The sequence below is a fragment of the Brevibacterium limosum genome, assembly GCF_011617705.1.
GTDB classification, from domain to species: domain Bacteria; phylum Actinomycetota; class Actinomycetes; order Actinomycetales; family Brevibacteriaceae; genus Brevibacterium; species Brevibacterium limosum.
In genome coordinates this window covers 1,373,289-1,386,019 of sequence record NZ_CP050154.1, presented here as the reverse complement: position 1 = coordinate 1,386,019, position 12,731 = coordinate 1,373,289, and the positions used below count along the sequence as shown (strand labels likewise).

The following is a 12,731-nucleotide window of genomic DNA, read 5'->3' as shown; positions in this document are numbered from 1 at the left end:
AGTCTTTGGTGTGTGAGTCTGTGATGCGCGCTGTGGCGCTGATTGTGCGGTGGTGCTGCCGGTCCGGTCGAGCCGAGTGTGCGAAAGTCGGCTCAGGCGTCCATGACCGGGTTCGACAGGACGCCGAGCCCTTCGATGGCGACGTCGACGCGGTTGCCGGACACGATCTGTCCGACTCCCGCCGGGGTGCCGGTGAGGATGACATCGCCGGGCAGCAGCGTGATCGTCTCCGACAGATGCTCGATGAGGGTCGGGATGTCGAAGATGAAGTCGGCGGTCGTGCCGTCCTGCTTCTTGTCCCCGTCGACCCAGGAGCGGATGTTCAGGTCGTCGACGTCGAGGTCGGTTTCGATCCACGGTCCCAGCGGGCAGGAGGTGTCGAAGCCCTTCGCCCGCGACCACTGTTTGTCGGCCTTCTGGATGTCGCGCAGGGTCACATCGTTGCCGGCGGTGTAGCCGAGGACGTGGTCGAAGGCGTTCTCGGCCTTCACTCCCTTGGCCACACGGCCGATGATGACAGCGAGTTCGGCCTCATAGGAGACGTATTCGCTGATGGCGGGCAGACGGATGGGATCGCCGGGGCCGATGACCGCGGTGTTGGGTTTGAAGAAGGTCAGCGGGGACACCGGCACCTCATTGCCGAGTTCGGCGGCGTGGTCGGCGAAGTTGCGGCCGACGCCGATGACCTTCGAACGCGGCAGGATGGGGCTGACCAGACGCACATCGTCGAGTTTCAGCCTCTCCCCTGTCGATTGGGCCGGAGAGAAGAAGGGATCCGAGTCGAGAACGGCGAGTTCGAGTCCCGACGTGTCCCAGCTGCCGTCGGTGATCGGCGGCACTTCACCTTCGACGACTCCGTATTTGGGCTCGTCCTGATGGACAAATCTGGCGATACGCATGCGCCCAGTCTAGTCAGTGCCGGGCGTCTTCCGCGCGTCGGTGTGCATCGTGCCGGGATCGGGTGCTTGCGGGGACGCCACAGCGTCCCATGTGCGGGTGCGCTCGCCCGGCTGAGAGACTGGTGCCATGCCCGCTCCGTCTGCCCCGCACACCTTCGATCTCGCCCGCATCGGCGCCGGATTGCCCGCCGTCGCGCTCATCGATGAGCTGAACCTCGCCGAGGCGGCCCCCGCTCCGAGATTGGTCGTGGAGGCTCCTCCCGGAACCGGTAAGACCACAGTGGTGCCGCCGTTGATCGCCGAGCACCTGGCTAAATTCTCCACCGGTGCCGCCGACGCGGTCGATACGGCCGGCCGGGCCGGTGCGGCCGACGCGGTCGGCCGGGAACCGGGTCGCATCATCGTCACCCAACCGCGCCGGATGGCGGCCCGCGCCGCGGCCAGGCGGCTCGCGGCGTTGACGGGAAGCCGCCTCGGCGAAGTGGTGGGTTTCACCGTCCGAGGAGAGTCGCGGACCTCGGCGGCGACTCGCATCGAGTTCGTCACCACGGGTGTGCTCCTGTCCCGGCTGCTGCGCGATCCGGAGCTCACGGGCGTGTCCGGGGTGATCCTCGATGAGGTGCATGAGCGGCAGCTGGATACGGATCTCGCGTTCGCGATGTGCCGAGAGCTGGCGGATCTGCGTGAGGACCTCTCTGTGGTCGTCATGTCCGCGACTCTGGATGCGCAGCTGTGGGCGCGGCGTCTCGGGGACGGGCCGCAGGCGCCGGCGACGCTGCTGTCGGTGGCCGCCGATACTCACCCGTTGCATATCCGGTGGGCTCCGGCGAAGGAACGTCCGCTCGATGCGCGGGGTGTGACCTGGAATTTCCTTGATCACCTGGCGGCGACGACGGTGCGCGCCGTGGAGGAGAACGCAACCGGGGACGTGCTCGTCTTCGCCCCTGGAGCTCGCGAGGTCGATGAGGTCGCCTCACGGGTGCGCCGCCGCGTGGAGTCGAGCGCGGAGGGCGGTTCGGATCCCAACACCGCGGTCGAGGTGCACACGCTGACGGGTCGGACTCCGGCGAGGGAACAGGATGCGATCCTGCGACCACGGACGGACAACGAACGGAATCGCCGCGTCATCGTCTCGACGTCGGTCGCCGAATCGGCGCTGACCATCGACGGTGTGCGGATCGTCATCGATTCCGGGCTCTCGCGCGGGACGCGTCTGGATACGCGAAGGCGCATGTCCGGCCTGGTCACGACGCGTGCGTCGAAGGCGTCGGGCAGTCAGCGGTCCGGTCGTGCCGCCCGGCAGGGCCCCGGTGTCGCGTATCGCTGCATGTCCGAGGCGGATTGGGCGAGCCTGCCCGAACACACCCCCGCCGAGGTGGCGACCTCGGACCTCACTGCTGCGGTTCTGGCCCTGGCGGTGTGGGGCGGCGATGAGAGTCTGCTGCCCGAACCGCTGCCTGCTGGTCCGAAGCGACAGGCGGTCGAGAATCTCGTGGCGTTGGGTGCCGTTGAGGAAGGTGAGAACGCTCTGCAGGTGACCGAGACCGGGCGTGCGATCGCTTCTATTCCTGCGTCGGTGTGGTCGGCGCGCGGCCTGCTCGATGGGGCCGCCCTGCTCTCCCCCGCTCGTGCGGCCGAGGCGATCGCCGTCATCGAATCCGATCAGCGGGCTCCCGGCGCTGATCTCTCGGCACTGCTGCGGCAGCTGCGGCGCAGCCAGGACGCCCGGTTCTCTCAGGACCGCAGACGCTTCGCGTCGATCGCCCGCGAATTCACCGCAGCCGACGAGGCATCTGCCTCCACGGTCCCGGCGAGTGCTGCGACGGGCTCCGAGGCCGAACCACGCCACACCCTCGGCCCCGACGATCTGGGCCTCGTCACTGCTTTGGCCCACCCCCTGCAGATCGCACGGCTCCGCAGCGCATCGGACTCCGAGTATCTGCTGGCCTCGGGCACCGCGGCGAGCCTGCCGCGTGATTCCTCACTGCAGGGCAGTCCGTGGTTGGCCATCGCCGAGGTGGGGCTGGCCGGATCGCGAGCGATCATCCGATCTGCGGTGCCCATCGACACCGAGACCGCGGAACTCGCCGGCGCAGGACTGCTGCACACCGAGGACACGGCGAGCTTCGAGCGCGGCAGGGTTCGTGCGGTTCGGCGCAGCAGCCTCGGCGGGATCGAGCTTTCGTCCACCCCGATCCAGGCCGGCCCCGAGCTCGTCCGCCGCGCCATCGCCGAATCGGTGCGCGAACGGGGAGCGCGCGAGGTTCTGCGTCCGTCCGAGGCTTTCGAAGCGCTGCGCGCCAGGCTCGGTCTGCTGCGACGCGTCTTCGGCCGACCGTGGCCGGACGTGACGTGGGAGCAGCTGTCGGTCACGCTCGATCACTGGTGTCCGGAGGCGCTCGACCGGATCGCGAAGGGTTCCGATCCCGGCGAGGTGGATCTCGTCTCTGCTCTGCACACTCTGCTGCCGTGGCCCGAGGCGGCTCGGCTCGATGAGCTGGCCCCGACCCACATCGACGTGCCCAGCGGGTCGAGCATCCGTCTCGATTACCCGGATCCCGGAGTTGAGGAGACGAGCCCGATCCTCGCGGTCAAACTCCAGGAGTGCTTCGGCTGGACCGATGTGCCCCGCATCTGCGACGGCCGGGTACCGGTCACGATGCATCTGCTCTCCCCTGCCAGGCGGCCCTTGGCGGTGACCAGTGATCTCGCATCGTTCTGGGCCAATGCGTATGCCCATGTCAGAGCCGAGAACCGGGGCCGCTACCCGAAGCATCCGTGGCCCGAGGATCCGTTGAGCGCGCCTGCGGCGAGGGGTACGAAGCGCTCGGGTCGCTGAGCTGGAGCCCGACTCGACGGTCTGGGACAATGGTGCGGTGACGTCCGCACCCTCCTCCACCACTCCCGCCCCGTACGCGGCGGGGACCGAGCGCGCCGACTCCACGTCGGACCGCCTCGGTGACGGTGTCGTACCTGCCTCACGATGGCGCGGGCTGCGTGATGAACACGAACGTCGGGTCGCCGAGCGCACCGATGCACATATCGAACGGCGGATGCGGCAGGAGAGCCATCCGGTCGAGGATTTCCTCTTCACCTATTATCCGTTCAAGGTCGGACAGCTGAAGAGATGGCATCCCGGGCCGGGCGTGCGCGTCGAACTCGCCGAGGCGGCCGACCACCGGTATTTCGACCGGCGTTGGTATCGCATCGACGACCGGAACTTCGCCGAGGTGGACCTCGAGTCCTGGCGCGCCGACCGTGGAGATGGGGCGAAGTTCATCGCCTCCCTCCTGTCGTCGACGCTGAATCGGGAAGCGAATTTCGGGTGCTTCGGCATCCATGAATGGGCGATGGTCTACCGGCTCACCGAGGAGCAGCGCCGCCATCAGCAGGTGCCGCTGCGGCTGAGCCCGGCCGAGACCGATGCTGTGGTCGAGGGCCACCGGATCCAGTGTTCGCATCATGATGCGTTCCGGTTCTTCACCGAGCCTGCTCGGCCGCTCAACACCCTGCAGCCGAGCCGCGAGGGCATGGTCGCGACCGAGCAGCCCGGCTGTCTGCATGCGGGGATGGATCTGTACAAATGGGCGATGAAGATCTCGCCGATCGCTGATTCTGCGCTTGTCGTCGACTGCTTCGACCTGGCGGTCGATATCCGCACGCTGGATATGGAGGCCTCCCCCTATGACCTGCGCGGGTGGGGCTACGGGGTTGTCGCCGTCGAGACCGCTGCGGGCAAGGCCGAGTACATGGAACGGCAGAAGACGTTCTCGGCGCGCGCACAAGAGCTGCGTCGGGGCCTGCTCGATGCGCTGGCCGCGGCCGGGGTGCATCCACGCTGAGCTGTCGGCGGCGTGTCGGTGCTGAGGTGCCGGCGGCCCGGTCGTCGAACACATCGTGGGCCGCCTCGTCACCCCTTCCGCCACAGGGCGGACATGCTCGGTCCCGGTAGATCGCACCGCCTACGATCGACGGTATGCGCGCCATCGTCTTCGATCAGTTCTCCGACCGCCTTCAGCTGCAGGAGATCTCTGCTCCCACAGCTCCCGATGCGGGCGTCGTCATCGACGTCGAATCAACCGGGGTGTGCCGCAGCGATCACCACGCATGGGCCGGCCATGACTCGACGATCACCCTGCCTCACGTTCCCGGGCATGAGCTGGTCGGTCGGGTCGCCTCGGCGGGGGTTGGGGTGCAGGGATTCAATGTCGGTCAGCGGGTGACCGTGCCCTTCGTGTGCGGGTGCGGAACCTGCCGGTGGTGCGCCTCCGGCAAAGCCCAGGTCTGCCCCGATCAGACGCAGCCGGGATTCACGCATTTCGGGTCGTGGGCGGATCAGGTCGTCATCCACCATGCCGATGCGAACCTCGTGGCCGTGCCCGAGGATCTGCCGGCCGCGGCGGTGGTCGGGCTCGGCTGCCGGTTCGCCACTGCCTTCCACGGTCTGAGTGTGCGGGCTCGACTCGCCGCCGACGAGACGGTCGCCGTCTTCGGCTGCGGTGGGGTGGGACTGTCGGCGATCATGATCGCCAAGGCCCTCGGGGCGAAGGTAGTGGCCGTCGACGTCAGCGATGCGGCTCTGGAATCCGCCCGCGAGTTCGGTGCCACACGATGCGTCAATGCCCGCGATCTCGACCCGACCGAACTCAGCGCCGAGGTGGCCGCACAGTTTGCCGACGACTGCCCGGACGGGGTGGCGGTGACCGTCGATGCCTTGGGCCGTGAGGACACGATCCGGGCGGCGATCGGAGCTCTGGCTCCCTTGGGCAGGCATGTGCAGATCGGGCTGCTGCCCGCCGAGCCGGTCGTCGATGTGCCGCGGGTGATCGCTCTCGAGCTCAGTGTGCTCGGCTCGCACGGAATGGCCGCTGCCGAGTACCCGGAGCTCGTCGATCTCGTGGTCGAGGGTCGGCTGCGCCCGCAGGATCTCGTCACGAACGTCATCGGCCTCGACGAGGCGCCGGCGGCGATGGAGGCGATGAGCGCCCCGGCCGCTTCTGCGGGGATGACGATCATCGACCTGGCGCGGTGACTTCGCCGAGTGACTCCCGCATGCTTGCGGCCAAGGAATCGATGAGGTCCCGGTCGCCGCGGACACCGGGTCGGAACGGCAGTCTCAGGCCGTCTTTGTCCTTGTCGCGGTAGCGCGGAATGACGTGCATGTGGAAGTGGAAGACACTCTGCCAGGCGTCGGCACCGCAGCAGTTGAGGAGGTTGACTCCATCCGCGTTCCAGGCTGAATAGGCGTGCTTGGAGAGGCGCTGGGACTCGAGAGCCACCGCGGCCAAGTCCTCGGCCGGGATGTCCCGCAGATCCGTGCTGTGCCGTTTCGGCACGACGAGCAGATGCCCGTCCGATCCGGGCTGGATGTCCATGAACGCGAACGTCGATTCGGTTTCGGCGATCGGCGCACTCGATGCCTGACCTGCGACGATCTGGCAGAAGATGCAGCTCTCGCTCATTCTCACCTCCCGGGTCGCGGCTGGCCCTCACACCATGATGGCGAGGACGACGTTCGTGTCCTGTCCGTCCCAGCGGCCCAGCAGCAGACCGGCGTCGGACTTCTCGGCCGGTGAATCGGGCGACAGGCGGTAGAGGATCTCAACGTCGCCGGCACCCGGCAGGGGTCCCGTCCCGAAGGCGTGGGCCACCTCGGTGATCTCCTCTCCCCTGTTGCCTTCGTCGTCGACACGGTACTGCTTCGCCGCAGTCGACGCGGTGGCGATGGTGTGGTCGAGGCGCTGCCGGAAGAGCGGGTCGCCCATGCCCGCGTAGACCCACCGCTTGCCGAGCACCGAGTGCTCCATGTTCGCCACGAACGCCTCATCGACACCCTCGAGCGATGCGCCGCGGTAGGTCAGCGGCACCTGCAGCAGCTGGTCGCCGCTGCGCACGATGTGGATCTCCATGCCCACCTCGCCGGCGGGGTCGTCGAACCGGTACGCGGTGACGGCTTCGAGCGGATTCGCCTCGAGGTCGAGCTCGGCGGCCCAGTCCTGCTCGGCAACCCAGTCGGTGACGACGTCGAGCTTGCCGGGGTCGAGCTCAGCTGCATAGATATCTGCCATGGCGGTTCCTCCTGAGATCTGTCTGACGTCGGCGTCAGATGCTGCTGGTGTCAGGTGCTGCTGATCGTGGGTGTGACGCCGTTCGGGTCAGGCCTTCCGGGTTCCGGGGATCCATTCTCCGTCGACGACTTCGTAGTCGGCGAAGACCGCGGGAGCCTCTTCCCGCATCACCTCACCGATCTTGTTGAAGATGAGACGGATCTCCTCTTCGGCGCCCTTCGCGGTGCGCATCTCGATGACGTGGCGCAGGGAGCGCAGGTTCGCGGTGTAGACGATTCCGGTAGCCAGGCCCTCGGGGGCGAAGCGACGCATGAACGAGGTCATGTGCTTCTTGTGGGAGAACTTCGTCCCGTCCTCGTCGAGCTCGAAGTGCTCGGCCATCCACTTCTGGTGCTCTTCGAGGGTGTCGAGGACCTTGAGGCTGCGTTCCATGAGTTCGGGATCTTCGCGGGCCCACTCGGGGAACCAGAACGGAATGTCGGTGAGGCGGACGTAGCGCAGCGATTCCTGCGAGAACGCCGATCCTGCACGGTGGCGGATGAGCTCGTGGGTGAGCACGCGCGAGACATTGTGGAGGACGAAGGTGAAGTTCGCGTGTTCGAGCACAGATCCGTGCTGGGACTTCACGACGTTGCCGATGTACTGCGCGGAGTCGGTGCGCACGCGCGAGACGTTCGGGTTGAGTCCCGGCTCCCACGAGCGGTAGCACATGCGTCCGGAGAACTCGAGGAGATCCTCGGCGTCGGGAGATTCCGCATCCTCGACCCGGTCCGCCCAAGAGGTTCCGCCCACCTCGTCGAGGTAAGTCCTCATCGCTTCCCAATCGATATCGGGCTTGGCGAGCAGTTCAACGGACGGTTCGACCTGGCGCATGGCTCTCCTAGTGAAGGGGACGTGATTGACTCCCAATCCTACAGACAGTTTCCCAGGGTCACCGAGCGACGTCCGCGGAAAGATCGTGCATCCCCTCACGGCTGACGACGAATGCCTTCGCCTCCGCAGATTCGACCATCACCGAGGTGGCTCTGCCGTCCTCGTAGACGACCGCGGCATGATCGTCGATGGCGATCCCGGGGAGCGGAAGACTGCCCTGCACGATCCACTCTTGGAAGGATTCCGCCCTCCCGGGTTCGCCGTGGAAATGCGGGCAGGCACTCCCCCGCAGAAATCCGAGCCCGTCGTTCAGTGGTGCCAGCGGTCCGAACGAATCTGTCGAGGAGGCTTCGAACCAGCAGTTCGCACCGGCGCTGATCCCGGCGAGAATCGTGCCGCCGGCTGCGGCCTCGCGCATCTTGTGGTCGACTCCGTGCCGACGCCAGAGGCTGAGCAGATTCGCCGTCGACCCGCCGCCGACGTAGATGAGGTCCATGTCGAGCAGCATTGACGGGTCCTGGTAGTCCCAGGGGCTCTGCCCGAACAGGGAGAGGACATGGATCTGTGCTCGTCCCTCGAAAGCCGCTTCGAAGCGTTCGATGTAGTCGCGGCTGTCGCCGGAGGCAGTGGGGACGAAGCAGACTCGTGGGAGCTGTGATGCGGTGTTCCCTCGCCTCGCCATCTGCAGAAGTTCGTCGTCGATGGCCGATTCCCCGGTCTCGGACATCGAGAACCCACCGCCACCGAGGGCCACGATCGTGCCACGGAAGCCGGTGGGTTCAGAGGTGCTCACGGCACTCGGTGCGTCCACTTCTCGGTCCCGAACTTCTCATCGACGAGTTCCTGCGCCCGTTCGAGCTCTTCTTCGGTGTAGGAGCCGTAGGCGGCCCCATAGCGGGTGGCGAAGGTGTCTGCCATGACATCGATGATGTCCTTGCGGGCCTCCCCGGTCTGGCTGCGCAGCGGATCGACGCGCTTCTTCGCACTCGCCACTCCCTTGTCGGAGATCTTCGCTTCGCCGATGCGCAGAACTTCGACCATCTTGTCGGCATCGATGTCGTAGCTCATCGTCGCGTGGTGGAGCAGCGTGCCGTCGCGCATCCGCTTCTGTGCGGCACCGCCGATCTTGCCGCCGGTCGAGGAGATGTCGTTGATCGGCTTGTAGAACGCCTCCACACCGAGGGTCTTCAGCGCCGCGATCACCCACTGGTCGAGGAAGACATACGACTCTTCGTAGTCCAGACCGGCGACGAGTGCAGGCGGGACGAACATCGAATAGGTGATGCAGTTGCCGCCCTCCATGAACATGGCCCCGCCCCCGGAGATGCGCCGCACGACCTGGACGTCGTACTTGTCCACGCCTTCGGGCCGCAGCTCGTTGACGTAGGACTGGAAGGCACCGATGACGGTGGCGGTGTCCTCCCATTCCCAGAACCGCAGGGTCGGCTGACGACGACCTGCCGCGACCTCTTCGAGCAGCACCTGGTCGAGGGCCACATTGAGCTGGGTGGGCAGCACCTCTCCGCGGATGACCTGCCAGTCGAAGTCGGTGAAGTTCGCGGCCGAGCCGAGTGCCCGACGCACGACCGTGGCGACATCGGAGGTGGAGAAGCCGTGCATCGCCAGCTCCGAACCGTAGCCGGCCAGGGCCTCATCGAGGCGGCCGCGCAGTGCCGCGTTGTCGGCAGTGACGCTGGCGCCGACGAGGGCCGGTGCGAGGTCGAAATAGGCCTCTTCGGGTTCGAGGAAGAAGTCACCGGAGATCTTCACCTCGGTGATGTTCTTGCCGTCTGTGGTCACATCGGCGACGACGAGCTTGCCGCCGATGACCTTGTATTCGCCGTGGAAGTGCTGCGTCTCGTTCGTCATGTCACCCAACCTACTCCCCTGTCAGTGCGTTCCACATGAACCGGTAGCTCAGTGCCCGGGTGAACGCAGTCTGCTCATTGTCCGAAGCGGCGGAGTGTCCGCCTTCTGTGTCTTCGAAGAACCACACGTTCTCAATTCCCTGGGCCTGCATCCGTGCGGCCATCTTCCGAGCCTGCACCGGCCCCACTCGATCGTCCGAGGTGGCCGTCCAGAACAGCACCGGCGGATAGTCCTGTCCGTCCTCGATGAGGTGGTAGGGCGAGAATTCCCGGATGAACGCCCAGTCCTCGGCCACATCCGGGTCACCGTATTCGGCCTTCCACGAATAGCCCGCGCTCAGCTTCGTGTACCGGGCCATATCCAGCAGCGGGACTCCACAGGAGACTGCGCCGAAGAGTTCGGGATACTGGGTGAGCATATTGCCGACCAGCAGTCCTCCATTGGAACCGCCGGCGCAGGCGAGTGTCTTCGGGCTCGTCACTCCGCGGGCGATGAGGTCTCGGGCGACGGCCGAGTGGTCCTCGTAGCAGCGCATGCGGTTCTCCCGCATCGCGGACGTGTGCCAAACGGGACCGTACTCGCCGCCGCCGCGGATGTTCGCGAGCACGTAGACGCCGCGGCGGCCTGCCGGGAGGGTGTTTCCGGTCGTGCTTCGGCTCAGCCAGCCGATGCCGACGACGGGTGAGTATCCGGGGGTGCGGCTGACTTCGAAACCGCCGTATCCGTCAAGCAGTGTGGGATTGTCGCCGTCGAGCACGAGGTCGTCGGCACCGATCTGGAAGTACGGGATCTTCGTTCCGTCGGCGCTCGTGGCGAAGTGCTGCTGAACGCTCAGCCCTTCGGCGACGAACATCGCCGGTGCCGATTTGACCACCTCGGTGGCGGAATCGTCGGAATCCGTTCCCAAGGTTCCGTACGACAGGGTCGAGGGAGTGAGGAAGCCGGTGCTGACCATCCAGAAGTCGTTGGCGGTAGCCGGATCGAACCTGTCGACCGCACCGAGGCCGACCATATGGTTGGCCGGAACACCGGGCAGGGTGGATTCGGCGAAGTCGTTGTCAATGTCGAGGACCGTGAGCTTCGACTGCACGTCGGCGAGCAGTTCGAGCACGAGATAGTCCCGTGTGAAGGTGAACGACTGCAGAGACGTGTGGGCATCCGGGGTGAAGATCACGCGCGGGACGATCTCGCCTGCCCTGACCGCGTCGACATCGGCGACGGCGAGACCGCCGGCGGGCACCTCGGTGGTGGTGGATCTCCATGTCGATTGGGGCCGGAAGAGCACGAGGTCGCGTTCGAAGCCGACCTCGACGTCGGTGGGAACGTCGACCTCGATGAGTGCTTCGGTCCACGTCGTGGGCTCGGTGGAGAGCGAACCGTCAGCGGCCGTGATGTCGTCGAGGTCGAGGAAGCTCATTCTCGAGTTGAAGAAGTCGATGGCGTCGACGATGACGGCACGGTCGGTGGTCTCGGCCTCGGGGCGGATATCGCTGCCGACGAAGATCGCCACATGGTCGTGCGGCACTTCGGCGACGATCGGGGCGTCGTCCACGCTCTGGCCGCGGCGGAGCGCTCGGGCTTGGCGCGGGTAGGACGAGGTCGTCAGTGAGTCTGCGCCGGTTTCGGTGGCCACGAGCACGGTGTCATCGTCGAGCCAGGCCAGTCGTGTCTTCGCCGCGGGGATGTCGAAGCCGCCGTCGACGAAGGTGCGGTCTTCGAGGTCGAATTCGCGGACTCTGTGTGAGTCGCCACCGTCCGGGGACAGGAGGATCAGCGCGCGGCGATTGTCGCTGCGGCGAACCATCGCGCCCGCCCAGACCCAGGCAGTGTCTTCCTTCGCAGCGAGTTCGTCGAGGTCGAGCAGCACGTCCCAATCGGGCGCTGCCGTGCGGTAGCTGTCCCAGGAGGTGCGTCGCCACAGGCCCTTCGGGTTCGTTTCGTCGCGCCAGAAGTTATAGAAGTGGTCACCGCGTTTGGTGACCATCGGGATGCGATCGTCGGAGTCGAGCGCAGTGCGCAGGTCACCGGAGATGCTGTCGAAGAGCCCGTCCTGGAATCGCTCAAGGGTCTTCGCGTTCTGGTCTTTCACCCAGGCGATCTGTTTCTCGCCGTGGATGTCTTCGAGCCAGAGGTTCTCGTCTTCGGGCAGATCGGCGCTCGTCGTCGGGGCCGTCGATGGGGAGTCTTCTTCACGCATGCTCCCATCCTAGTGACCGTCACTGACGTGTCGGCTTGGCCGTCGGGCACGGGGCAGGCTCTCAGGATCTGCCGGGCCCGCCGACCCCCGTGAGGGCTTCACTGCGGGGCGCGGAACATCACCAGGCCGGGCCGCCCGTTAGGGGCTTCGGGGCCGTGGCCGAGCTCGGTGAAGCCGAGGCTCGCGTAGAGTCGGCGTGCCGGGCTGTCGATGTCGTCGGTCTGCAGCCAGCAGCCGAATCGGCCGACCTCCCCGATCCACATGGCGAGAGTGCGCCGACCCACACCTCGTGCGCGCTGATTCGGATCACGGGCGAGCAGGTTGAGTGCGAAGGTCGATTCGAGCTCGACCGAAGCCTCGCCGAGGCGCCTCTGCAGTTCGAATGCCCACGGATACTTCTGTTCTTCCCACCTCCAATGGTGGCCGTAGGCGAATGAGCTCAGTCGTCCGTCGGGCTGGGTCCGTGTCAACGTCATGAGGACCTGGCCCTTGCGGACGGAGACTTCGTAGACGTCGGCGAACCGTGCCGCAAACCTCGGGTCCTCGTTCAGCGGTGGTTCTGCGGCCGCAGCACCATAGAGTGCTTCGACCTCGCTGCGGGGTGGAAGAACACCGGAGATTCCCGGTCCCGAGGGCACGCCCTGCCACAGCGGGCCCAGACCCATCGGCAGCCCCCACACGACTTCGACCGCCGTGACGCCGGCCTGGTCCCGCGATGAAGACTGATCCCGCAACGCTGGCCGGTCCCGCATCGCTGGCTGGTCCCGCATCGCTGGCTGGTCACCGGGCGACGACTGCCCGTTGAGGTCGTTCATGACTATCACC

Annotated in this window: 11 protein-coding genes; 3 read left to right on the top strand and 8 right to left on the bottom strand. The window is 66.4% G+C overall.

The window, feature by feature from the left end:
• Nucleotides 1–92: 92 nt before the first annotated feature.
• Nucleotides 93–899, bottom strand: coding sequence for a fumarylacetoacetate hydrolase family protein (locus tag GUY37_RS06195; RefSeq protein ID WP_166823478.1), 807 nt, complete (start codon nucleotides 897–899; stop codon nucleotides 93–95).
• A 127-nt stretch (nucleotides 900–1,026) separates the two neighbouring features.
• Here GUY37_RS06195 and hrpB point away from each other — a divergent pair, with 127 nt between their 5' ends.
• The 3 genes from hrpB to GUY37_RS06180 all read left to right on the top strand — a co-directional run bounded on the left by hrpB (nucleotide 1,027) and on the right by GUY37_RS06180 (nucleotide 5,931).
• The gene (gene hrpB / locus GUY37_RS06190) at nucleotides 1,027–3,738 is read left to right on the top strand and encodes an ATP-dependent helicase HrpB (RefSeq protein ID WP_166823475.1); all 2,712 of its coding nucleotides are present in this window, start codon (nucleotides 1,027–1,029) and stop codon (nucleotides 3,736–3,738) included.
• 37 nt (nucleotides 3,739–3,775) lie between these two features.
• Nucleotides 3,776–4,741, top strand: coding sequence for a 3-methyladenine DNA glycosylase (locus tag GUY37_RS06185; protein WP_228278396.1), 966 nt, complete (start codon nucleotides 3,776–3,778; stop codon nucleotides 4,739–4,741).
• 134 nt (nucleotides 4,742–4,875) lie between these two features.
• Nucleotides 4,876–5,931 carry a zinc-binding dehydrogenase gene (locus tag GUY37_RS06180; RefSeq protein ID WP_166823472.1) on the top strand — a complete coding sequence of 352 codons (1,056 nt, stop codon included), beginning with the start codon at nucleotides 4,876–4,878 and terminating at the stop codon, nucleotides 5,929–5,931.
• Here the strand turns inward: GUY37_RS06180 and GUY37_RS06175 are convergent.
• From GUY37_RS06175 to GUY37_RS06145, 7 genes are all read right to left on the bottom strand, one after another.
• Entirely contained in the window at nucleotides 5,912–6,361 is a 450-nt protein-coding gene (locus GUY37_RS06175) for an HIT family protein (RefSeq protein ID WP_166823469.1), read from the bottom strand. The two genes, GUY37_RS06180 and GUY37_RS06175, sit on opposite strands and share 20 nt — an antisense overlap.
• A 27-nt stretch (nucleotides 6,362–6,388) precedes the next feature.
• The gene (locus GUY37_RS06170; protein WP_166823466.1) at nucleotides 6,389–6,967 is read right to left on the bottom strand and encodes a maltokinase N-terminal cap-like domain-containing protein; all 579 of its coding nucleotides are present in this window, start codon (nucleotides 6,965–6,967) and stop codon (nucleotides 6,389–6,391) included.
• A gap of 87 nt (nucleotides 6,968–7,054) precedes the next feature.
• Nucleotides 7,055–7,840 (bottom strand): FAD-dependent thymidylate synthase, encoded by a 786-nt coding sequence (gene thyX, locus GUY37_RS06165; RefSeq protein WP_152348169.1) that lies wholly within the window; start codon nucleotides 7,838–7,840, stop codon nucleotides 7,055–7,057.
• A 58-nt stretch (nucleotides 7,841–7,898) separates the two neighbouring features.
• Nucleotides 7,899–8,633: a Type 1 glutamine amidotransferase-like domain-containing protein gene (locus tag GUY37_RS06160; protein ID WP_228278395.1), complete on the bottom strand. Its 735-nt coding sequence runs from the start codon at nucleotides 8,631–8,633 to the stop codon at nucleotides 7,899–7,901.
• Nucleotides 8,630–9,709, bottom strand: a complete 1,080-nt coding sequence (locus GUY37_RS06155) for a lipoate--protein ligase family protein (protein WP_166823463.1) — start codon at nucleotides 9,707–9,709, stop codon at nucleotides 8,630–8,632. Before GUY37_RS06155 ends, GUY37_RS06160 begins: the two co-directional genes overlap by 4 nt.
• Before the next feature lie 10 nt (nucleotides 9,710–9,719).
• Nucleotides 9,720–11,906, bottom strand: coding sequence for a prolyl oligopeptidase family serine peptidase (locus GUY37_RS06150; protein ID WP_166823460.1), 2,187 nt, complete (start codon nucleotides 11,904–11,906; stop codon nucleotides 9,720–9,722).
• Between the two features lie 98 nt (nucleotides 11,907–12,004).
• Nucleotides 12,005–12,721, bottom strand: coding sequence for a GNAT family protein (locus GUY37_RS06145; protein WP_228278394.1), 717 nt, complete (start codon nucleotides 12,719–12,721; stop codon nucleotides 12,005–12,007).
• Between the last annotated feature and the right edge of the window lie 10 nt (nucleotides 12,722–12,731).

Coding starts and splice junctions, on each gene's coding strand:
- hrpB (WP_166823475.1), top strand. CDS start 1,027: ATGCCCGCTCCGTCTGCCCCGCACACCTTCGATCTCGCCCGCATCGGC.
- GUY37_RS06195 (WP_166823478.1), bottom strand. CDS start 899: ATGCGTATCGCCAGATTTGTCCATCAGGACGAGCCCAAATACGGAGTC.
- GUY37_RS06150 (WP_166823460.1), bottom strand. CDS start 11,906: ATGCGTGAAGAAGACTCCCCATCGACGGCCCCGACGACGAGCGCCGAT.
- GUY37_RS06175 (WP_166823469.1), bottom strand. CDS start 6,361: ATGAGCGAGAGCTGCATCTTCTGCCAGATCGTCGCAGGTCAGGCATCG.
- GUY37_RS06180 (WP_166823472.1), top strand. CDS start 4,876: ATGCGCGCCATCGTCTTCGATCAGTTCTCCGACCGCCTTCAGCTGCAG.
- thyX (WP_152348169.1), bottom strand. CDS start 7,840: ATGCGCCAGGTCGAACCGTCCGTTGAACTGCTCGCCAAGCCCGATATC.
- GUY37_RS06170 (WP_166823466.1), bottom strand. CDS start 6,967: ATGGCAGATATCTATGCAGCTGAGCTCGACCCCGGCAAGCTCGACGTC.
- GUY37_RS06155 (WP_166823463.1), bottom strand. CDS start 9,709: ATGACGAACGAGACGCAGCACTTCCACGGCGAATACAAGGTCATCGGC.
- GUY37_RS06145 (WP_228278394.1), bottom strand. CDS start 12,721: ATGAACGACCTCAACGGGCAGTCGTCGCCCGGTGACCAGCCAGCGATG.